Source organism: Moraxella osloensis (assembly GCF_001553955.1).
Classification (GTDB): domain Bacteria; phylum Pseudomonadota; class Gammaproteobacteria; order Pseudomonadales; family Moraxellaceae; genus Faucicola; species Faucicola osloensis.
In genome coordinates this window covers 981,576-1,002,666 of record NZ_CP014234.1, presented here as the reverse complement: position 1 = coordinate 1,002,666, position 21,091 = coordinate 981,576, and the positions used below count along the sequence as shown (strand labels likewise).

The 21,091-nt window shown below is 44.1% G+C and carries 30 protein-coding genes; 28 read left to right on the top strand and 2 right to left on the bottom strand.

Annotation, left to right across the window (positions count from 1 at the left end):
* Window positions 1–158: 158 nt before the first annotated feature.
* Complete coding sequence (locus AXE82_RS04435; RefSeq protein WP_007115537.1) at window positions 159–1,001, bottom strand: DsbC family protein; 843 nt, start codon at window positions 999–1,001, stop codon at window positions 159–161.
* 416 nt (window positions 1,002–1,417) lie between these two features.
* Between AXE82_RS04435 and AXE82_RS04430 the strand changes: the two genes are divergently transcribed.
* The 3 genes from AXE82_RS04430 to AXE82_RS04420 all read left to right on the top strand — a co-directional run bounded on the left by AXE82_RS04430 (window position 1,418) and on the right by AXE82_RS04420 (window position 3,338).
* Window positions 1,418–2,335, top strand: coding sequence for a DUF808 domain-containing protein (locus tag AXE82_RS04430; RefSeq protein ID WP_007115538.1), 918 nt, complete (start codon window positions 1,418–1,420; stop codon window positions 2,333–2,335).
* A gap of 83 nt (window positions 2,336–2,418) precedes the next feature.
* Entirely contained in the window at window positions 2,419–2,799 is a 381-nt protein-coding gene (locus tag AXE82_RS04425; RefSeq protein ID WP_062331885.1) for a helix-turn-helix domain-containing protein, read from the top strand.
* 20 nt (window positions 2,800–2,819) lie between these two features.
* Window positions 2,820–3,338: an IS630 family transposase gene (locus AXE82_RS04420; protein ID WP_062331883.1), complete on the top strand. Its 519-nt coding sequence runs from the start codon at window positions 2,820–2,822 to the stop codon at window positions 3,336–3,338.
* An 83-nt stretch (window positions 3,339–3,421) separates the two neighbouring features.
* Here AXE82_RS04420 and AXE82_RS04415 read toward each other — a convergent pair whose 3' ends face one another.
* Window positions 3,422–7,225 carry an Rne/Rng family ribonuclease gene (locus AXE82_RS04415; RefSeq protein WP_062331880.1) on the bottom strand — a complete coding sequence of 1,268 codons (3,804 nt, stop codon included), beginning with the start codon at window positions 7,223–7,225 and terminating at the stop codon, window positions 3,422–3,424.
* Window positions 7,226–7,386: 161 nt separating this feature from the next.
* Here AXE82_RS04415 and AXE82_RS04410 point away from each other — a divergent pair, with 161 nt between their 5' ends.
* The 25 genes from AXE82_RS04410 (at window position 7,387) to rplO (ending at window position 21,090) form a co-directional block, all read left to right on the top strand.
* Window positions 7,387–7,599 (top strand): hypothetical protein, encoded by a 213-nt coding sequence (locus tag AXE82_RS04410; RefSeq protein ID WP_062331877.1) that lies wholly within the window; start codon window positions 7,387–7,389, stop codon window positions 7,597–7,599.
* Between the two features lie 471 nt (window positions 7,600–8,070).
* Window positions 8,071–9,183, top strand: a complete 1,113-nt coding sequence (locus AXE82_RS04405) for an RluA family pseudouridine synthase (protein ID WP_062331874.1) — start codon at window positions 8,071–8,073, stop codon at window positions 9,181–9,183.
* Window positions 9,176–9,823, top strand: coding sequence for an HAD family hydrolase (locus AXE82_RS04400; RefSeq protein ID WP_082741410.1), 648 nt, complete (start codon window positions 9,176–9,178; stop codon window positions 9,821–9,823). The genes AXE82_RS04405 and AXE82_RS04400 overlap by 8 nt, the downstream gene beginning before the upstream one ends.
* 70 nt (window positions 9,824–9,893) lie before the next feature.
* Window positions 9,894–11,459: an Rne/Rng family ribonuclease gene (locus AXE82_RS04395; protein WP_062331871.1), complete on the top strand. Its 1,566-nt coding sequence runs from the start codon at window positions 9,894–9,896 to the stop codon at window positions 11,457–11,459.
* Window positions 11,460–11,794: 335 nt separating this feature from the next.
* Window positions 11,795–12,106, top strand: a complete 312-nt coding sequence (gene rpsJ / locus AXE82_RS04390; protein ID WP_007115544.1) for a 30S ribosomal protein S10 — start codon at window positions 11,795–11,797, stop codon at window positions 12,104–12,106.
* Between the two features lie 68 nt (window positions 12,107–12,174).
* Window positions 12,175–12,813, top strand: coding sequence for a 50S ribosomal protein L3 (rplC, locus tag AXE82_RS04385; RefSeq protein WP_007115545.1), 639 nt, complete (start codon window positions 12,175–12,177; stop codon window positions 12,811–12,813).
* Window positions 12,814–12,827: 14 nt separating this feature from the next.
* Complete coding sequence (gene rplD / locus AXE82_RS04380; RefSeq protein WP_007115546.1) at window positions 12,828–13,430, top strand: 50S ribosomal protein L4; 603 nt, start codon at window positions 12,828–12,830, stop codon at window positions 13,428–13,430.
* Window positions 13,427–13,750, top strand: a complete 324-nt coding sequence (gene rplW / locus AXE82_RS04375; RefSeq protein WP_007115547.1) for a 50S ribosomal protein L23 — start codon at window positions 13,427–13,429, stop codon at window positions 13,748–13,750. Before rplD ends, rplW begins: the two co-directional genes overlap by 4 nt.
* Window positions 13,751–13,760: 10 nt before the next feature.
* Window positions 13,761–14,591: a 50S ribosomal protein L2 gene (rplB, locus tag AXE82_RS04370; RefSeq protein ID WP_007115548.1), complete on the top strand. Its 831-nt coding sequence runs from the start codon at window positions 13,761–13,763 to the stop codon at window positions 14,589–14,591.
* Window positions 14,592–14,602: 11 nt separating this feature from the next.
* The gene (rpsS, locus tag AXE82_RS04365) at window positions 14,603–14,878 is read left to right on the top strand and encodes a 30S ribosomal protein S19 (protein WP_007115549.1); all 276 of its coding nucleotides are present in this window, start codon (window positions 14,603–14,605) and stop codon (window positions 14,876–14,878) included.
* A 10-nt stretch (window positions 14,879–14,888) separates the two neighbouring features.
* Window positions 14,889–15,218 carry a 50S ribosomal protein L22 gene (rplV, locus tag AXE82_RS04360; protein WP_007115550.1) on the top strand — a complete coding sequence of 110 codons (330 nt, stop codon included), beginning with the start codon at window positions 14,889–14,891 and terminating at the stop codon, window positions 15,216–15,218.
* 1 nt (window position 15,219) lies between these two features.
* Complete coding sequence (gene rpsC, locus AXE82_RS04355; RefSeq protein WP_007115551.1) at window positions 15,220–15,972, top strand: 30S ribosomal protein S3; 753 nt, start codon at window positions 15,220–15,222, stop codon at window positions 15,970–15,972.
* Between the two features lie 5 nt (window positions 15,973–15,977).
* Window positions 15,978–16,391, top strand: coding sequence for a 50S ribosomal protein L16 (gene rplP, locus AXE82_RS04350; protein WP_007115552.1), 414 nt, complete (start codon window positions 15,978–15,980; stop codon window positions 16,389–16,391).
* On the top strand, window positions 16,391–16,597 hold the full coding sequence (gene rpmC / locus AXE82_RS04345; RefSeq protein WP_007115553.1) for a 50S ribosomal protein L29: 207 nt from the start codon (window positions 16,391–16,393) through the stop codon (window positions 16,595–16,597). The genes rplP and rpmC overlap by 1 nt, the downstream gene beginning before the upstream one ends.
* A gap of 2 nt (window positions 16,598–16,599) precedes the next feature.
* Entirely contained in the window at window positions 16,600–16,884 is a 285-nt protein-coding gene (gene rpsQ / locus AXE82_RS04340; protein ID WP_007115554.1) for a 30S ribosomal protein S17, read from the top strand.
* Window positions 16,885–17,000: 116 nt separating this feature from the next.
* Complete coding sequence (rplN, locus tag AXE82_RS04335) at window positions 17,001–17,369, top strand: 50S ribosomal protein L14 (RefSeq protein WP_007115555.1); 369 nt, start codon at window positions 17,001–17,003, stop codon at window positions 17,367–17,369.
* Between the two features lie 7 nt (window positions 17,370–17,376).
* Window positions 17,377–17,694, top strand: a complete 318-nt coding sequence (gene rplX / locus AXE82_RS04330; protein ID WP_036593426.1) for a 50S ribosomal protein L24 — start codon at window positions 17,377–17,379, stop codon at window positions 17,692–17,694.
* Window positions 17,695–17,713: 19 nt separating this feature from the next.
* Entirely contained in the window at window positions 17,714–18,253 is a 540-nt protein-coding gene (gene rplE / locus AXE82_RS04325; RefSeq protein ID WP_007115557.1) for a 50S ribosomal protein L5, read from the top strand.
* An 18-nt stretch (window positions 18,254–18,271) separates the two neighbouring features.
* Window positions 18,272–18,577, top strand: coding sequence for a 30S ribosomal protein S14 (gene rpsN, locus AXE82_RS04320; protein ID WP_007115558.1), 306 nt, complete (start codon window positions 18,272–18,274; stop codon window positions 18,575–18,577).
* An 11-nt stretch (window positions 18,578–18,588) separates the two neighbouring features.
* On the top strand, window positions 18,589–18,987 hold the full coding sequence (gene rpsH / locus AXE82_RS04315) for a 30S ribosomal protein S8 (protein WP_062331867.1): 399 nt from the start codon (window positions 18,589–18,591) through the stop codon (window positions 18,985–18,987).
* 73 nt (window positions 18,988–19,060) lie between these two features.
* On the top strand, window positions 19,061–19,594 hold the full coding sequence (gene rplF / locus AXE82_RS04310; RefSeq protein WP_036593421.1) for a 50S ribosomal protein L6: 534 nt from the start codon (window positions 19,061–19,063) through the stop codon (window positions 19,592–19,594).
* Window positions 19,595–19,605: 11 nt separating this feature from the next.
* Window positions 19,606–19,956: a 50S ribosomal protein L18 gene (gene rplR, locus AXE82_RS04305; protein ID WP_007115561.1), complete on the top strand. Its 351-nt coding sequence runs from the start codon at window positions 19,606–19,608 to the stop codon at window positions 19,954–19,956.
* A 2-nt stretch (window positions 19,957–19,958) separates the two neighbouring features.
* Window positions 19,959–20,456, top strand: a complete 498-nt coding sequence (rpsE, locus tag AXE82_RS04300; protein WP_062331864.1) for a 30S ribosomal protein S5 — start codon at window positions 19,959–19,961, stop codon at window positions 20,454–20,456.
* A 14-nt stretch (window positions 20,457–20,470) separates the two neighbouring features.
* Window positions 20,471–20,650, top strand: a complete 180-nt coding sequence (gene rpmD / locus AXE82_RS04295; protein WP_007115563.1) for a 50S ribosomal protein L30 — start codon at window positions 20,471–20,473, stop codon at window positions 20,648–20,650.
* A complete protein-coding gene (gene rplO, locus AXE82_RS04290) occupies window positions 20,650–21,090 on the top strand; it encodes a 50S ribosomal protein L15 (protein ID WP_007115564.1) in 441 nt (146 codons plus the stop codon). The genes rpmD and rplO overlap by 1 nt, the downstream gene beginning before the upstream one ends.
* The last annotated feature ends 1 nt before the right edge of the window (window position 21,091 follow it).

Below are 21,091 nucleotides of genomic sequence, written 5' to 3'. Positions count from 1 at the left end.
ATGTCAAAAATATAAAAATAAAAGTTCAAAAGTTGTCTAGCTAAATATACCATGCTAACTTGTGATTGGTAAGGTATAAAATCCAATTGCCCAAAAAAATTAAAATAAAAAAACCAGCTAATGAGTACTAGCTGGTTTGTATTCCATCAGGGGTGAACTTATTTGAGGTTGAGCGCCTGTGCCAATTCAGCAGGTGGCACATAACCGCCAAGTTGATGACCTTCTGTGTCAAACACGGCTGGGGTGCCATTGATACCTAAATTTGCGCCTAACTCATAAATTTTACGTACGGGGTTACTGCAAGTCGGTGCATTGATAGGCAGGCCCAATTTGGCATCGGTTAAAGCTTTTTTGCGGTCACTGCTGCACCAGATTTTTTCCATGATAGGCATGGTTTGTTCACTACGTGGCCAAGGTAGATAACGCACTTCGATACCCAGTGCATTTACTTCATCAATTTCACTGTGGAATTTACGGCAATAACCACAATCTGCATCGGTAAACACATAGATTGCCGCTTTCGTCTGCCCCTTAGCAGGGAAGATAATCATGTCTTTTTTATCAATAGTGGCAAGACTGGCTTTCGCATCTTGCGCTTGCAAGTTCGCTGAGATATGCTCAGGTTTGGCACCACCGACTTTGATGATATCGCCTTGTACTACATATTGACCTGTCGCATCGGTGAAAAACGCCGGTAAACCTTCGGCTTTAACCCAATAGATATTTGGCATACTGGTCGCTGTCACCGAGGTAATCTTTGCGGTGATACCTGATTCGGCTAAATTTGCCGCCAGCATTTGCTGTAGCTGTGATTCATTTTTTGTCACGGTGGCTGAGCTGCTACTCGCTTCGTGTTTCTGACTTTCAGAATTGACGGGTGTGCGCGATTGGGCATTATCACAACCTGCCAAACCAACAATGCCAGCCACGGTGATGACACTGGTAATTAAACGGGTAGCTAATGAGGTTTTAGAACGATAAGTTGCAAAACGAATGAGCATGAGAAAACCCACAGAACGTTAATATAGGTTTTTATTTTACCATATTGTTATGGCGTATGAGCGCTACCCCTGTCAACTTATTGTTAATAATCTATCAGGTCTACTAGGTCGGGGCTCACATTTTTGCCCGTTCCAATCTTTCTGCTCGTCTCAATCTTTCCGCTTGTTTCAATCTTTTGGTGCGCTAAAAGCAACCGGCTCAAAGCCAAGTTCTATTAATGGATTAAAAGGTTGTTTAACAAAGTTTGCTTAACTAGGTTTTTTAAAAAAATTCAGCGTTTAAGCAAATAACTTTTGATAAGTTGCAATACAATTTAAACATTGTGTTTGAATGACAAATTTGTAAACTAATAAATCGTCAGCTAGTTATAACTATTATTATTTTTTCATCTTTTACTATTTTTTAGGAATTTATCATGGCAATTGCTAGTTTGTTAACCTTACTCGATGATATTAGTGTCATCCTAGATGATGTATCGGTGATGACAAAAGTCGCTGCCAAAAAAACGGCGGGCGTGTTGGGCGATGATTTGGCACTCAACGCCAATCAAGTATCAGGGGTAAAAGCCGATCGCGAGTTGCCTGTGGTGTGGAGTGTCGCCAAAGGCTCTTTAGTCAATAAAGCGATTTTGGTGCCACTGGCTTTGATTATCAGTGCGATTTCGCAAGCCTTGGTGACCGGGTTATTGATGATTGGTGGTTTATATCTGTGTTATGAAGGGGCAGAAAAAGTGGTGCACAAATTTTGGCCACATTCTGGCAGTAATGACCCCGAGCAAGCCGAGCGGGTAGCAGCCAATGCCGATGAAAGTGTGGATTTGGTGGCGCATGAAAAAGAAAAAATTAAAGGGGCAGTGCGGACGGACTTTATTTTATCGGCTGAAATCATTGTGATTTCCCTCGGTACCATTGCGGCAACGGTGCCTTTACTGGATAAGGCAGTAACACTGGTAGTAATTTCACTCATCATGACAGTGGGTGTGTATGGCTTTGTTGCCATGATTGTCAAGATAGATGATTTGGGGTTGCACTTACAACAAAAGTCGTCATCAGCGGCACAAAATATAGGTAAAGCCTTATTAGCCTTTGCGCCTATTTTGATGAAAGTGCTATCAATCGCCGGTACTTTGGCGATGTTCTTGGTCGGTGGTGGTATTTTGGCGCATGGCTTTGGTGCGTTACATCATGGGATTGAGCATTTAGGTGACTTGTCAGGGGCGTTTTCAGGCTTAACCACTAACCTGTTAAATGCACTGGTTGGTTTGCTAGCAGGTTTAGTGGTAGTTGCGATCATGACAGTCATCTCAAAAATTCGTAATAAACCTGCCCATTAAACAAGCCCGCCCATTCATTGTATCCAAAATTTGTAGCTATAGTTAAAACTGTAATATAATAAGCATTTTAAACCAATACCACCATGCCCAAAATATACAACCAAGACTTACGAGACAGAGCCGTCAACCACTGGCAAAAGACAGGCAACAAAAGCAAAACAGCTAGGTTGTTTGAAATCAACCGCAACACCCTTGATGACTGGATAAAGCTCTATCAAGAACAAGGGAATACCAAGCCAAAACCCTTTGCACCTGTTGGCGTAAAACACATTATCACTGACCTAGTCGCCTTTGAGGACTATGTTAAATCACAAGAATTTGACACCGCAAAACAGCTTAGAGAACAATACTTAAAAGACCATCCCGATGTTGGTATTTCCTATAACGCCTTTTTACAAACCTTACGTCGAATCAAATGGAGTTTTAAAAAAAGACCCCGCTGTTTAAGCAAGCCGACCCCATAAAGCAAATTGGGTTTACACTGATGCTAGGTTTACTGCTTTTAACCTTAAGTATCACGGCTGACAACATACTGTTTATGGATGAAACAGGATTTTATCAAAGGCAATATTACACCCGCAGTTGGTCGCCTATTGGCAAGCCTTGTTATGCCAAAATCGATGCCAATAAAGGCAAACGCTTAAACTTAATAGGGGCGATGCGATTAAATGACTTTAAACTCATCGCACCTGTTACCTTTGAAGGTGGTTGTAAACGAGTGACGGTTGAAAATTGGCTACACACGTTGGGGCAATCTTTGCCAAAAGATGATAAGGGAAATTATCCAAAACGTGTATTGGTGTTGGATAATGCCAGATTTCATCATGGTGGCGATTTAAAGCAAATTGCGGAACTTTATAATATTGAACTGACGTACTTACCGCCTTATTCACCTGAACTCAATCCAATTGAGCAGTTGTGGGCAGTCATCAAGCAAAAGGTTCGTTTAACGCTAAGCAAGTTTGATACGCTTAAGGATTGTGTTGAAAGTTGCTTGGTATAATTCGGTTTTAACTATAAAATAAAAAAGCAGTTCATGTTGAACTGCTTTTTTTACTGTTATACATATACGCAAACACGATTGATTTACTGATTGTGCTGCGGCGTTACCGACTCATCGTGAGAGGGCGCTACGTCAGTTTGTGCGGTGGTCGTCGATTTTTTAGTGACAACAACGGCATTTTCCACCTTTTTACTGGTACGCGTTTTGGGTTTGGCTGCTGGTTTTTCGCTCGCCTTAGCTTTACGCGTACGGGTTTTCGGTGCTTTTGGGGTTGCCAAGGTCAGCATACCAACGGTTGCCGGTTTCATTTGTTCTGCCACACTTTCAATCATATTCTTATAACTTACGGGTGTGGTTTTACGTTTTTGCGCCGCTGCTTCTGCGCTATCTTCTATGTCCATTGCTTCAACACCTTCGCTGTCAGTATTAAAGGCTATTGCTGGTTCATCAGCTGTTGGCACTGAGTCAACGCCCTGATTCACTATAGCATCATCCGCTATTATTGTCGCATAGACTGGCTCGGTTGGTTGGTTAGCGACTGGCGCATTGTGCGCTTGTAAGTAAGCTTCGACCAATTTACCTTGCTCAATCAACGCATGACCTTTATCGCCCAAGCGCGCCACAATCCATGCGCCTACGCTACCTGCTTGATATGACAGGTGGTTTTGGCTGGGTGAGGCTGATTGAGTTGAGGCTGCTTCTACTTGACCGGTGACACTGTCAGTTTGATTGGGGGTAGGCTCAGCAACTGACGGGTTTGAGTCAGTCGGCGCTTGAGCGACAGCGGTATCAATTATGGCGCCGCGTGGATCATTGATGGCGCGTTTAGTCACTATTGGCAGCGCAGCGTCAGTTTTGCCTGCTTGGCATTGGAACTGACTGGCGGGCAAAATGGCCGTATGATAATCATCCAAGTTTTGCGCGGATAAACTGGCATAACCATAATTTCTAAAATACTGCCCAAAACGCTGTTGTTCAGCCACTACGACATTATCTTTTGCTGGGGTAGTGGTGGTAGCAGCTTGATGATTAAAAGCGTCGATGGCTTGGATAAAGCAGCTAACCACGCTGTCAGTTGCCATTTTTTCAGCAGCATTATCTAAGTACTGGTTAATAAACTGACTCACCGTACCTGAAATTTTTGTCACTGAAGGGGTCTCTACAGAGGCAACTGGGCTAAATTGCGCTTGATAAGCCTTGTACACTTCGCGTGGGTCATTTTTGGCACGACCTTGGCTCGGTGTCACTGCTAGCTCTGCAGTGGCAGGTTCAGCTGATGGCGCAGATGGTGTAGATGCTTTAGTAAGCTCTGCTACCTCGTCATTTGACACTATAACGCTGCTAGCGTTAACTGGCGTCTCAATTACCTGTTCGGGTGTTGTGGGCTCGGGTGTCGTAGCCGAGGCTATTGGCTGCACCTCAGGCTTTGCAATTTCCCCTTTGCTGGCATCTAGGGAGAGGTGCGTTGTTTCAACCGCAGCCATAGGTTGCTGTTGTTCAGTTTTAAATACTTGAACTTGCACACTGTTGGGGTCGCGTTGTCTGGTGCCTTTCGGTTTTTCTGCTCTGGATTGGTTGTTTTTTCTACCATCGACAGCGGCAACAGCGGTATCAGTCGCTGTCACATCAATGACTGCTGCGCTACTATCCTCATTCGCTAGTGTAGCACGACGTTCTTTGATGCCGCGGCTGTCACGGCGACTATTCGGCTCGCGTTTTGGCAGCTCACTAGTTTTGGCCGTTTTTGAGGTATCGTTTGACTGGTCTTTATTGCTGTCAGTGTCCTGTGATGAAACTTCCGCCTCACTCGTTTCAGATTGATAACGGTTTGGTTTTTTAGCCTTTGGTTTGCGGTTACCACGTTTACGGCGCTCGGCATCTTTATCGCTTGATTCAGCCGTGGCTGAAGGTTGTTGAGACGCTTCTTGATAAGGATTGGCACTAGTTTCACCGGTGTCAGCTGTCACCGCAGGGATGCTTGCCGTCAGTGCCGCGTGATTGATTTGACCTTGCACCCCCAAGCTTTGCGCGCCGGTATTGACGAGACTTTCAATCGCCGAAGCGGCATCTTGACCGCTAAAGTGTGGGGTGACTTGGGCTTGCTGGGTAGGGGCAAACAAGTTCGATAGCCAAGCGACTGCTGAAGTCGCAGGGACAGTGGCAGCCGGCTGCACGGGCTTTGGCGCGGCAGCTTTGGCGGCAGTCGTATTGTTGGCAGTTTGCTGAGGTTTGTTGGATGGCGTTGCAGGGTTAGGCGTGTTATTGACGGCGTTGCTAGCACTGCTCCAGGCATTATGATTACCTGTCGGGGCTACACGGCTGATTTCATTGTCATCGGTGTGCCAATTGCTAGTATCGTAGCCACGGTCTTTATATTCTTGTTGTTGGCTTTCGGCGACACGCTCATAGCTCGATGGCGCAAACCCATCACTGTTATAAGTGATATTAAACTCGGGGGATTCAAGATGGGCATGCGGCAAGATAGTAATGCGCGTGCCACTTTCTTGCTCAAGATACACCAGCGTCTCACGTTTTTCGTTGAGTAAAAATGCCGCGATATCGGTTGGCACTTCAGCTTGTATTTCGCCATGACGCTCTTGTAACGCCCGTTGCTCGATTTGACGCATGATTGATAAAGCAAGTGAACGCAAGTCACGAATCATACCGGTACCGTGACAACGCGGGCAGAGGTAACCTGTCGCTTCTTCAAGTGACGGACGCAGGCGTTGACGACTCATTTCCAGTAGTCCAAAACGTGAAATTTCGGCGAATTGGATACGCGCGCGGTCGTTTTTGGTGGCTTCTTTGAGACGATTTTCCACTTGTTTTTGGTGGTCATCGGTTGCCATGTCAATAAAGTCAATAACAATCAAACCACCCATATCACGCAGGCGTAACTGGCGGGCGATTTCATCTGCCGCTTCCAAATTGGTATTAAACGCCGTTTCTGAGACATCCGCGCCTTTGGTAGCTTTTGATGAGTTGATATCGATTGATACCAGGGCTTCAGTTTGGTCAATCACAATCGAACCGCCGCTTGGCAAACGTACTTCACGCTGGTAGGCGGTTTCGATTTGTTTTTCAATCCCAAAACGGGCAAACATCGGCTCATAGTCCGTGTATTTGCGCAGTTTATTCGCTTGCTGCGGCATCACCGCTTCAATAAAATTCGCCGCTTCATTATAAGCGTATTCATTGTCGATCCAAATTTCTGTGATATCATCACGCAGGTAGTCGCGTAAGGCACGGGTGACTACGCCCGCTTCTTGGTGCAACAGGCGAGGTGAGGGGAATTTTTGGCTTTGTTGTTGGATGCCTTTCCAAATGTTTAATAAATGGTCAAGGTCATGTTGCAATTCATCCGTGGTTTTACCAATCCCTGCGGTACGGATGATAACGCTCATGCCTTTAGGTAGTCTTAGCTCACTTAGCGCTTGCTTCATCTCATCGCGCAGCTTGCCAGAGATTTGGCGAGAGATACCGCCGCCACGCGCGTTGTTGGGCATCAATACCAAATAACGACCCGCCAATGAAATAAAAGTAGATAACGCCGCGCCTTTATTACCGCGTTCTTCTTTTTCCACTTGCACGATGAGCTCATCGCCTTCTTTAATCAGTTGTTTGATGTTATTGGTAGAGCGAGGGTCGCCTGCTAGATACTCTGGGGCGATTTCACGAATCGGTAAAAAACCTTGACGTTGCGAACCGTATTCCACAAATACCGCTTCAAGCGATGGCTCGACACGGGTCACATGACCTTTATAAATATTGGCTTTTTTTTGCTCGCGGGTACGGTTTTCTAAATCGAAATCATACAAGTGATTGCCATTGCACAGGGCAACACGGATTTCTTCGGCGTGGGTAGCATTGATGAGGATGCGTTTCATGTGTTTTCTCCTAAACACACAAAACATACGAGCGTAGATATGTTGCTATCAAACATTACTATCAAATATTAGATGAAACAACGTCAAACAGTGTTGACTAGACTCGCTGATAGCAAGCGTAAGTGGCTTAATAACAAGGTTTGTTGTTCACCAAAAATTGCATGATTAAGTTGGATTATTGCCATAGCGAGGTTGTAAGCCTGTTAGGTAAATACAGCCATCATGCTGGATTGGGGTTGTTGCCCAAAACAATGTCTGTTTTAGGACAAATGAATAAACCCTTTTTCCCTATTGGTCAAAAAGTGTTAGCGTTAGGTTTCGCTTTAAATGGCAAGCCTGATAAGTTAGGTTTTACAAAGGCGTGGGCAATTTAAAATAATAAATCGTCCAAAACCGTAAACCTTTATCTCAAAATCGCAACTACTGAGTTCATTTACCTAGGCGCATAATACGCTAATCGTTATCAGCAGTTTTGTGGTTGTAAGGCACAAAACCCACCATTTATCTGTTATCTCTATATATCACTAATCTTTACAAACTATTTGAACATGTTTTCAAATGACAATTATCTTCGTTACTCGTATGTCGTGTGCTGATATTGATTAAAATCAGTCTTAAAATCTATAAATATTGGCAGTCTAGTGCGCCCTATCGTAAGTCATACCGCCATGAATAAATCTCGGCTGTATGGGTACCACCAAAAGCGACAGTTTAATTATCCCGCTTACACTACGTTGTAATGAAGCTTAACAGGGTTTAAGTCGAATTGATGGCGCGAATTCATAGCGGCACAGGCACTAAACTGCTAAACTATAGCAAATTTTTATGTAAACGGCTATCAAAATATGACAGAGCACTCGCAGTCTCCCAAACGTCCCGCCCATCCTAGCAAAAAACGCGACACCCCATCGCGGCAATCGGCTCATCAAACCGCGAAACGCACGCCCAGCAAAAAAACGCCCAGCAAACAACCGCCTAGCAAACAACCGCAGTCTGCAGATGACGATATTTTAGATTTTGCTAAGGTCAATTACCTGACCGTCACGCGCCAGCAGCATGACCAACGTGTTGATAACTTTTTGTTGGGTCGTCTTAAAGGGCTGCCGCGCTCACACGTCTATAACATGATTCGTTCCGACGAAATCCGTGTCAATGGCAAACGCTGTAAACCCCACGACAAACTGCAGCGTAATGACGTGGTGCGCATTGCACCCATCAAGCTTGCCACGCGTGAAAAACCCGTGATTAGCCCTGACTTTGCCCAAAGCTTGCTTGAGCGCATTGTGTATGAAGATGAGAGTTTAATGGTACTCAATAAACCATCGGGTATGGCGGTGCATGGCGGCAGTGGCGAGAGTTTTGGCGTGATTGAAGCCATGCGAGAAGCAACGGGTAAAAAATACCTTGAGTTGGTACACCGCATTGACAAAGATACCTCTGGCTTGCTGATGATTGCCAAAAAACGCTCAACCCTTAAAGCTTTACAAGAGCATTTGCGAGAAAAAACCTTGCAAAAAACCTATCTGTGTTTGGTGGTAGGTTGGATAAGTACCGAAACACAAATCATTGATAAACCGCTACTAAAATACACGTTGCCTGCCACGCAAGAAGGCAAAAGCGGTGAACGCCGTGTCAAAGTGGACGTAAAATCTGAAGACAGTAAGCCAAGCCAAACCCAAATTAACGTGTTGCAAAAATTTGAGTTAAATGGTCAAAAAGTCAGCTTAATTGAAGCCAAACCGCTCACAGGTCGTACCCACCAAATCCGTGTGCACTTGGCGAGTATCGGGCATCCACTATTGGGTGATGATAAATACAATCCGAATGTGGCTAAAGGCGATAAAAGCGTGCGCCGCTTGTGCTTGCATGCTTATCAGCTTGCTATTCCAGAATATGAAACAATTACAGCCGAATTGCCAGAGGATATGCAAAGTTTGATAGAGAATCAACATGATTAACATGAAAAACAAATCCCTAATCATTTTTGACTGGGACGGCACACTGATGGATTCTGTTGGCTTAATCGTCGATGCCATGCGCTATGCCGCCGAAAAGCACGGCTTAACCGTCACCGATGAAGCGACAAAGTCCATTATTGGCATTGCGTTAGTCGATGCGTTTCCCATCCTGTTTCCCAACGACAGCGATAAATATGATGAACTTTTAGCCACTTACTCTGAGTATTATGTCAAGCATTGCGACAACGACAAACTGTTTGATGGTATTAAAGAATTGATTCAAGATTTACACGCGCAAGGTAAAACACTAGCCATTGCAACAGGCAAGAAACGTAAAGGGCTGCAGCGTGTATTGCCAAACTCTGGAATTGAAGCCTTTTTCATAACTACCAAAACCGCTGACGAAACCGCAGGTAAGCCAAATCCCTTAATGCTTGAGCAAATCTTGGTAGAAACAGGCACAAGAATAGAAGACGCTGTTTTTATCGGTGATAGTATTCATGACATCCGTATGGCAAATAATATTGGCATGGACAGCATAGCAGTGAGTTACGGCTGTGAAAAAGCCGATGTTTTGGCAAAAGAACAGCCAACCAAGCTTGTGACCACAATCAATGAACTAAAACAACAGCTCATTTAGTTTAGCTTTGTGCAGATAACTAACTTCGAGTAGAATAACGGCAACTAAAAATTTGATAAAGCTGTTAATAATGACCGAAGAACTACTCATCAACATCAGTCCATCTGAGAGCCGAGTCGCCGTGCTCGAAGATGGGATACTCAACGAAATCTTTATCGAACGCCATAGCAAACTTGGCTCAGTGGGCAATATCTACCTTGGCACAGTGGTGCGCGTACTGCCAGGGATGCAGGCGGCGTTTATCGACATTGGGCAATCACGCACCGCGTTTTTGCACGTCAATGATATGCAGACCCTGCGTCCTAAGCTCTCAGCCATTGAACCGCACAAACCGCAAAACCCGGCGATTGACAACACCTTAGACCCTGACACCACTACGCTTGCGATGACCACAACCACCTATCAGCCACCGCCTAGTGAGTTGATAGAAAACCGCTTGTATGAAGGACAGCGTATCTTGGTGCAAGTGATTAAAGACCAATTAGGCAGTAAAGGCGCACGACTGACGACGGATGTGTCATTGCCTTCGCGTTATTTGGTGTACTTGCCATATGGCGAACATATCGGTATCTCTCAGCGGATTGATGGCGATGAGCGAGAACGGTTAAAAACACAGCTTGGCGAGCTGGTGCACCAAGTCAATCTACAAGGCGGATTGATTGCCCGTACCGCTGCCGAAAATATCCCGCAATCCAAACTTGAAGAAGATATTTATTATCTACTACAGCTTTGGCGTATGGTACAAGCCCGCCGTGAACAAACGCCGACCCATCGCCGTTTTGAGCTAATTTATCAGGATTTGTCGCTACCTTTGCGCGCGATTCGAGATTTGATTGGTGAGCAGACTGAAAGGGTGACGGTCGATAACGCCCGAGTGTTTGACGCTATTCGTCATTTTGCCAAAGAATTTGTCCCTGCCATTTTCCCACGTATTCAATTGTATGAAGGCGAGCAGGCGTTATTTGATGTTCACCGCGTTGAAGATGATTTAAAAGACGCGCTCAATCGCCGTGTTAATCTCAAATCAGGCGGTTATCTTATTATCGACCAAACTGAAGCCATGACCACCATTGATGTCAATACAGGCTCATTTGTCGGAGGGCGTTCCCTTGAAGATACGGTGTATAAAACCAATCTTGAAGCCACTCACGCCATCGCCCGTCAGCTGCGACTGCGTAATTTGGGCGGGATTATCATTCTTGACTTTATCGATATGCAAGAGCAACAACACCGCGATGAGGTATTAGCAAGCCTGCAAGAACAGCTCAAACGCGATTATGCCAAAACCAACATCAGCCAAGTCTCAGCGCTTGGGCTGATAGAGATGACTCGTAAACGCACGCGTGAGAGCCTACAACAACAGCTTTGCGAGCCGTGTCCAACCTGTGGCGGTAAAGGCTTTGTCAAAAGCGCCGAAACCGTGTGTTTGGAGATTTTTAGAGAACTCATGCGCTGCGCCAGAACCTACAACGCCCCTAAGAAATTTACCGTGGTCGCAAATAGCGGGGTAATTGATTTGCTTGAAACCATTGAAGCGGATACGGTGGCAGAGATGGAATATTTGCTGGGTCGTCCGATTAACTTAGAAAGTGATAACCGTTTTAATCAAGAACAATATGATATTTTGCTAGATTAGCCTATTGCTTTTACCCAAAAAATCGGTATAATACAGCCCACTTAACTTATTGCAGGGCGACGAAGATGATTCGTCAATTCATAAAAGAATAAGCCCTTTAATACAGTCGCTCCATTGATTGCGACACGAAATTAAAAAAATACAGTTTCACCGACTATTAATAATGCTATCTATGTATTGCAAGTTAGTAGTTTGAGTGGGACCGAAATTTTTTTATTTTCAAAAAGTGCCTGTCAAAAACAGGTAAAAAATGCAAGTTAGGTGTTTACTCAATAACAGCTTAACACCCAACGCAAATTAACCCATATCAAACTTTATATTAGGAGCTTACTGGCATGGCTAACCAGAAAATCCGTATCAGACTTAAATCTTTTGACCATCGTCTGATTGACCAATCAGCTCAAGAGATTGTTGATACCGCAAAACGCACAGGTGCACAAGTTCGTGGTCCAGTACCGCTACCAACTCGCATTGAACGCTTTAACATCTTAACCTCACCACACGTGAACAAAGATGCCCGTGACCAATACGAAATCCGCACATTCAAACGTATGGTAGATATCGTTCAGCCTACTGACAAAACAGTCGATGCACTGATGAAGTTAGATTTGGCGGCGGGTGTTGATGTACAAATCGCATTAGGCTAACCCCTTAGGTTTCATCCTTAGGACTCAGACCTATATTGAATAACAGTAAAAATTAAGAGGTTAACAACATGGCGATCGGTTTAGTCGGAAAAAAATGCGGCATGACTCGTATCTTCACAGAAGCAGGTGTTTCAATTCCTGTAACTGTTGTTGAAGTTACTGCCAACCGTATCTCTCAAATCAAAACACAAGACACAGACGGCTACCAAGCTATCCAAGTAACAACTGGCGAACGTCGTGATTCTCGTGTTAATGCAGCTCAAAAAGGTCACTTTGCAAAAGCTGGCGTTGCTGCAGGTCGTGGCACTTGGGAATTTCGCGTCGAAGATAGCGAACTTGAAGGCCGCGAAGCAGGTAGTGAAATCGCTGCTGACTTGTTCCAAGTAGGTCAAATCGTTGACGTAATTGGTACCAGTAAAGGTAAAGGTTTCCAAGGTGGTATCAAACGCCACAACTTCCGTTCACAAGATTGGACACATGGTAACTCAGTATCTCACCGCGTTGTGGGTTCTACAGGTCAGAACCAAACACCGGGTCGTGTATTTAAAGGCAAAAAAATGCCAGGTCAAATGGGTAACAAACGTGTGACCGTACAAGGCTTAGAAGTGATTTCAGTTGATGCTGAAAAAGGTATCCTAGTTATCAAGGGTGCAATTCCTGGTGCCAACGGTGGCGACGTTATCGTACGTCCATCAGTTAAAGCTTAATCAAGGGGATTAACGTGAATCTAAATACAGTAACAGGTTCGGCGGTTGAGCTATCAGACGTAGCATTTGGTCGTGAATTCAACGAAGCACTTGTACACCAAGTAGTTACCGCTTATTTAGCGGGTGGTCGTCAAGGTAGCCGTGCTCAAAAAACGCGTGGTGAAGTATCTGGCGGTGGTAAAAAACCATGGCGTCAAAAAGGTACTGGCCGTGCACGTGCAGGTTCCATCCGTAGCCCAATTTGGGTCGGTGGTGGTCGCGCATTTGCAGCCAAACCACAAGATTGGTCACAAAAAGTGAACCGTAAAATGTACCGTGGTGCCATGCAATGCATTCTTGCTGAATTGATTCGTCAAGACCGCTTGGTATTGGTTGATGACATCAGCATTTCAGCACCAAAAACCAAAGAGCTTATCGCTAAACTTAAAGACTTAAATGCCCCTAAAGCATTAATCGTTACCAATGAAGTTGACGAAAATCTTTACTTAGCTGCTCGCAATATTCCATACGTCAGCGTACTAGGTAGCACTGAAGTTGATCCAGTTAGCCTAATTGCGTTTGACAAAGTCATCATGTCTGTCGCAGCCGCCAAAGAAATTGAGGGAGTGTTAGCATGAATAACGCAAGACTATATCAGGTACTAAAAGCACCTGTATTTTCAGAAAAATCTCAAATCTTGGGCGATACTTTAGGTGTGCAAGTGTTCAAAGTTGACACCAACGCGACAAAAAAAGAGATTAAAAAAGCCGTAGAATTAATGTTTGAAGGTGTTGAAGTAGTTAAAGTTAACACTTTGAATGTTAAAGGTAAGACAAAGCGATTTGGTCGCACGGTAGGTCGTCGTCAAGACTTCAAAAAAGCCTATGTGACCTTAAAAGCTGGTCAAGATGTTCAAGTAGCCGACGTAGCAGAACAACCTGCTGCTGACAACGAATAAGGATTACACAATGCCTATCGTAAAAGCCAAACCGACATCACCAGGTCGCCGATTTGTCGAGAAAGTGGTGCATCCACACCTTCATAAAGGTCGTCCTTATGCAGCATTAGTAGAGTCAAAAGGCAAAACTGGTGGTCGTAACAACAACGGTCGCATCACTACCCGTCATATCGGTGGTGGTCATAAACAGCATTACCGTGTTGTTGACTTCAAACGTAACAAAGACAACATCCCTGCTGTTGTAGAGCGTATTGAGTACGATCCAAACCGTACTGCACACATCGCACTACTTAAATATGCAGACGGTGAGCGTCGTTACATCATCGCACCAAAAAAATTGCAGCAAGGTGATACCGTTATTTCTGGTGAAACTGCACCAATTCGCCCAGGTAACTGCTTACCACTGCGTAGCATTCCAGTGGGTACAGTGATTCACAATATCGAACTTAAAATCGGTAAAGGTGCACAGATCGCTCGTTCAGCAGGTGCTGCGGTTCAATTATTGGGTCGTGATGGTATCTATGCAATCGTTCGTTTACGCTCAGGCGAAACTCGTCGTATCCACGTAAATTGTCGTGCGGTTATCGGTGAAGTATCAAACACTGAAAATAACCTTAAATCATTGGGTAAAGCAGGTGCAAACCGCTGGCGTGGCGTTCGTCCTACCGTTCGTGGTACTGCAATGAACCCGGTTGACCATCCACACGGTGGTGGTGAAGGTCGTAACTTCGGTAAACACCCAACCAGCCCATGGGGTCAGAAGGCTAAAGGCCTTAAAACACGTTCTAACAAACGTACTGACCACATGATTATCCGCCGTCGTCGCGTCAATAAGAAATAAGGAATAATTTCATGCCTCGTTCATTGAAAAAAGGTCCATTCATCGATGCGCACTTGTTTGCCAAAGTTGAGAATGCGTTAGAAACTAACTCACGCAAACCAATCAAAACTTGGTCACGTCGCTCAATGATTTTGCCACAAATGGTCGGCTTAACTATTTCTGTTCATAACGGTCGTACACACGTACCTGTTATCGTAAACGAGCAAATGGTTGGTCATAAACTTGGTGAATTCGCCCCAACCCGTACATATCGTGGTCATGGCGTTGACAAGAAATCTAAGAAATAAGGTGCTCATCATGGAAGTAACTGCAAAATTACGCGGTGCCGCCATTTCGGCACAAAAAGTACGCTTAGTTGCTGACGAAGTTCGCGGCAAATCAATTGAGCGTGCATTAGATATCTTAACCTTTAGCAATAAAAAAGCCGCTAAATTGGTTAAAAAATGCTTAGAATCTGCGATTGCTAACGCTGAGCATAACAATGGTTTAGACATCGATACACTCCGTGTTTCTACCATTTATGTGGATGAAGGTATTACGTTAAAACGTGTTTTACCACGTGCCAAAGGTCGTGCTGACCGTATTAGCAAACGTACTTGCCACATCACAGTTAAGGTAGGAGCATAATATGGGACAGAAAGTTCATCCAATCGGCATCCGTCTTGGCGTAATTCGTAAATCAAACGCTAACTGGTATGCAGATCCAAAAAAATACTCTGAATACTTAATCAACGACTTACAAGTTCGTAAGTATTTAGAGAAAAAGCTTAAAGCAGCGATGATCAGCGGTATTAGCATCGAACGTCCTACGGGCGCAGCTAAAATCACTATCGCTACTGCACGTCCTGGTATCATCATTGGTAAAAAAGGCGAAGATATTGAAAGCCTACAAAAAGAACTTACCAAATTAATGGGTGTACCAGCACAAGTTAGCATTGAAGAAATCACCCAACCAGACTTAGACGCACGTCTAGTAGCTGACGGTATTGCTTCACAACTTGAACGTCGTGTTATGTTTCGCCGTGCTATGAAACGTGCTGTTCAAAACAGTATGAAAGCTGGCGCACAAGGTATCAAAGTTGAGCTATCAGGTCGTCTTGGCGGCGCTGAGATTGCTCGCTCAGAGTGGTATCGTGAAGGTCGTGTACCTTTGCATACATTACGTGCTGACATTGACTACTCAAATGTACGCGCAGAAACCACTTACGGTACTATCGGTGTAAAAGTTTGGATTTTCCGTGGTGAAGTGCTTGACGGCATGAACCGTGTATATAATCCAGTCAAAGAAGAAAAGCAAGCACGTGCACCTCAAAAACGTCGTGCTCGTAATGATCGTAGCGACCGCCCACGTAGTGAGCGCCCAGCTAAAGACAGAGGTTAATCGATATGTTACAACCAAAACGTACCAAGTTTCGTAAAGTACAAAAAGGACGTAATACGGGGTTAGCTCACCGTGGTAGTAGCGTATCTTTTGGTACAATCGGACTTAAATCAGTAGAACGTGGTCGTATGACTGCACGTCAAATCGAAGCTGCTCGTCGTACGATTTCACGTCGTATCAAGCGCGGTGGTAAAATTTGGATTCGTGTGTTCCCAGACAAACCAATTACCGAAAAACCACTAGAAGTTCGTATGGGTAAAGGTAAAGGTCCAGTAGAATACTGGGTATGCGAAATCAAACCAGGCAAAATGCTTTATGAAATCGAAGGGGTTTCTGACGAGCTAGCAACTGAAGCGTTCACGCTTGCAGCTGCCAAGTTGCCTTTCAAAACCACCATTGTTAAACGGACGATAATGTAATGAAGATCAGTGAACTTAAAGACAAATCAGTCGAAGAGCTGACCCAATTACTAGACGAAAAGCAATTAGAAACATTTCGTCTTCGTATGGCAAAAGCCACTGGTCAGTTAGGCAACACCCATGAGATTAAAGCAAATCGTCGTACGATTGCTCAAATCAAGACTCTTATCTCTGAAAAACAGAACACCGAAAACCAAGGGGCTTAATCATGAGTGAGCAAAATACCAACCAAGCTAACGCTACTGAACAAAGTACAGTCACTGGTAAAGTTGTCAGTGACAAAATGGATAAAACCATTACTGTACTTGTTGAGCGCCGTATTCGTCATGCCAAATATGGCAAAATGATTCGCCGTTCGACCAAACTACATGCTCATGATGAAAACAATGAGTGTGGCGTTGGTGATACAGTTCGTATCAAATCAACACGTCCACTATCAAAAACCAAATCTTGGGTGTTAGTAGACGTAGTAGAAAAAGCAGTTAATATTTAATTTAACTTAAATAGATAGTTATAATTGCAAAGCAAGTCAGTAACTGCTACAATACGCCACCTTAAAAATGGCTTATTGTGGCAAAGACTTGTTTTGCCAATTTATGGAGTAACGCGATGATTCAGACTGAAACAATGCTGGAAGTTGCAGACAACAGTGGTGCAAAACGAGTTATGTGCATTAAAGTACTAGGTGGCTCACATCGTCGTTATGCATCAGTAGGCGACATCATTAAAGTGACTGTGAAAGAAGCAATTCCACGCGGTCGTGTCAAGAAAGGTGATGTAATGAACGCGGTAGTCGTACGCACGAAGTTTGGTGTACGTCGTCCTGACGGTTCAGTACTACGTTTTGATGATAATGCAGCTGTGTTGTTGAACAACAATAAAGCACCAATTGCAACACGTATTTTTGGACCAGTAACCCGCGAACTACGTGGCGAACAATTTATGAAAATTGTTTCATTAGCCCCAGAAGTATTGTGAGGAAAACATGGCAAAATTACGTAAAGGCGACCAAGTGATTGTAATTGCTGGCAAAGATAAAGGCAAGCAAGGTACAGTACTAGCAGTAAAAGAAGACCGTGTAAAAGTTGAAGGCATCAACATCGTTAAAAAACACCAAAAGCCAAACCAACAGACTGGCGTTGAAGGTGGTATTATCGAGAAAGAAGCATTTTTACACATTTCAAATGTTGCAATTTATAATGCAGCAACCCAAAAGGCAGATCGTATTTCTTACCAATTGAATGACGAAGGCAAAAAACAACGCGTTTATCGTTCATCTGGTGAAGTTGTGGCGACTGCATAACCATCTAAGGGTATCAGTAATGGCAAGACTTAAAACACAATATAACGAACAGCTTAAGCAAAAAATTCAGCAAGAGCTTGGTTTAGCCAACGTTATGGAAATCCCTAAAATCACCAAAATCACCCTAAACATGGGTGTGGGTGATGCGGCTCAAGACAAAAAAGTTCTTGAAGGTGCATTAGCGGATATGACGGCAATTGCCGGTCAAAAACCTGTAGTAACCAAAGCTCGCAAATCAGTTGCAGGCTTTAAAATCCGTGAAGAATGGCCAATCGGCTGTAAAGTAACGTTACGTGGCGAACAGATGTACGAGTTTTTAGATCGTTTAATCTCAATCGCTATTCCACGTATCCGTGACTTCCGCGGTTTTACAGATAAAGCATTTGATGGCCGTGGTAACTATTCACTAGGTATCAAAGAGCAAATCGTTTTCCCTGAAGTTGACTTTGACAAAATCGACCGTATTCGTGGTTTAGATATTACCATTACGACTACCGCAAAAACTGATGATCAAGGTCGTGCATTGCTTAAAGCATTCGGCTTCCCATTCAAGGGCTAACAGCAAGGATAAGGCAATATGGCAAAGAAAAGTATGATTAATCGCGAATTTAAACGCGAAGCGACTGTTGCTAAATATGCTGAGAAGCGTGCAAAGCTTAAGGCAATTATCAGCGACATCAACGCAACTGACGAAGAGCGTATGGACGCAATGCTTGCATTACAAGCACTGCCACGTGATGCTTCACCCGTACGTTTACGTAACCGCTGTGCATTGACAGGTCGTCCACACGGTTATTTCCGTAAATTTGGTCTTTCACGTAACATGATTCGTGAAAAAGTAATGCAAGGTGATGTACCTGGCGTTCATAAAGCAAGCTGGTAAGGGGAAACAATATGAGTATGCAAGATACCGTTGCTGATATGTTGACTCGTATCCGTAATGCACAAATGGCTCAAAAAGCGTCTGTGACTATGCCAAGCTCAAAACTACGTAAATCAATTGCTGATTTGCTAGTGAAAGAAGGTTATGTTGCGACCGCTGAAACTCAAGAAGTTGGTACAGGTAAAACTGAATTAACCATCGAGCTGAAATATTTTGAAGGTAAACCAGTCATTGAGACGATTAAACGTTATAGTCGTCCAGGTTTACGTCAATACCGTGGTAAAGATGCCCTACCAAGCGTCCAAAAAGGTCTAGGTGTAGCAATCATCTCTACCAATAAAGGCATCATGAGCGACCGTGAAGCTCGTGCAGCTGGATTAGGCGGCGAAGTTATTGCGTTCGTAGCTTAATTAACATTAAGAGGGACAGGCATAGTTTGTTGTGCCTGTTCGTTTTTTTATCACTTTTATAGGAATTACCCGTATGTCTCGTGTGGCTAAAGCCCCTGTAGCACTACCAAATGGTACAAGTGTTACTTTGAACGGTCAGCAGGTTGAAGTTAAAGGTAGCAAAGGTACGCTAACTTTACGCCTGCATGATTTGGTCGAGCTAAAACAGGAAGATAATCAACTTATTCTTTCACCAAAATCTGACACCAAAGACGGTTGGATGCACACTGGTACAGTTCGTGCATTATTAAGCAACATGGTTAAAGGTGTTACTGAAGGCTTCGAACGTCGTCTACAATTGATTGGTGTTGGTTATAAAGCCGCTGTTGCTGGCAATAAAGTTAACCTAAACTTAGGTTACTCACACCCAATCGAATATGTACTACCTGAAGGTGTTACTGCTGAAACCCCAACTGCGACTGAAATCGTGTTAAAATCTAGCGACAAACAAAAGCTAGGTCAAGCAGCAGCAAACATTCGTGGCTATCGCCCACCTGAGCCTTACAAAGGCAAAGGCGTTCGTTATAGCGATGAGTATGTCGCTCGTAAAGAAGCTAAGAAAAAATAAGGTGAAATGACATGTTTGATAAAAAAGCTGCTCGCCTTCGCAGAGCGAAAAAAACCCGTGCACATATCCGTGGTTTAGGCGTAAATCGTCTATCTGTTAATCGTACTAACACCCACATCTATGCACAAGTTATCTCACCAACAGGTGGTGAAGTGTTAGCCCAAGCTTCAACGTTAGATACTACTTTACGTGCTGGTCAAACTAGCAACATCGAAGCTGCAACTGCCGTTGGTAAATTAATTGCAGAACGCGCTAAAGCTGCCGGTATTACTAAAGTTGCGTTTGATCGTAGCGGTTTTAAATATCATGGTCGTGTTAAAGCATTAGCTGAAGCCGCTCGTGAAAATGGATTGGAGTTCTAATCATGGCAAAATTTGAACAAACAGACGGTTTAGTAGAGCGCTTAGTCACAGTTGGCCGTGTATCTAAAGTTGTAAAAGGTGGTCGTATCTTTTCTTTCACCGCACTCACAGTGGTAGGTGATGGCAATGGTCGTGTTGGTTTTGGTCGTGGTAAAGCGCGTGAAGTGCCTGCAGCGATTCAAAAAGCATTAGAAGCTGCCAAACGTAATATGATTACCGTTGATTTAGCGGGTACAACCCTTCAACATCCTATTACTGCTAGCCACGGTGCAAGTCGCGTGTATATGCAACCAGCCTCTGAAGGTACAGGTGTTATCGCCGGTGGTGCAATGCGTGCAGTATTAGAAGTTGCAGGCGTAGAAAACGTATTAGCAAAATGCTATGGTTCAACCAATGCCGCTAACGTTGTACGTGCAACTTTCAACGGGTTAAAAGAAATGTCTTCTCCTGAAAAAGTTGCGGCAAAACGCGGTAAATCAGTTGAAGAAATCTTGGGCTAAGCTAAGGTGATAACATGAAAAAAATGAAAGTTACTCAAGTAAAATCGAGTGCCCATCGCCTAGCAAGCCATAAAGCTTGTTTGAAAGGTTTAGGGTTACGTCGTATTGGACATACTGTCGAAGTTGAAGATACCCCTTCGACCCGTGGTATGGTAAACCGCGTTAACTACTTAGTTAAAGTGGAGGAAGTATAATGGGTCTACGTTTAAATGAATTGAGCCCAGCTGAAGGTTCAAGAAAAAATAAACTTCGCCGTGGTCGTGGTATCGGTTCTGGTATCGGTAAAACCGGTGGTCGTGGTGTCAAAGGTCAAACTTCACGTACAGGTTCTGGTATTCGCTCAGGTTTTGAAGGCGGTCAAATGCCTTTATACCGTCGTTTGCCAAAGTTTGGTTTCACCAGTAAACTTGCAATGGTAACGGCAGAAGTACGTTTATCAGAATTAAACCAAGTTGATGGTGACGTGGTAAGCGTTGAGTCTTTAAAAGCAGCGAATATCATTCGCCACGATATGCAACGTGTTCGTATCATCCTTTCAGGTGACGTAACCAAAGCATATACTTTTAAAGGTGTTAAAGTGACTAAAGGTGCTAAAGCGGCTATTGAAGCAGCTGGTGGTACTGTTGAGGAGTAAT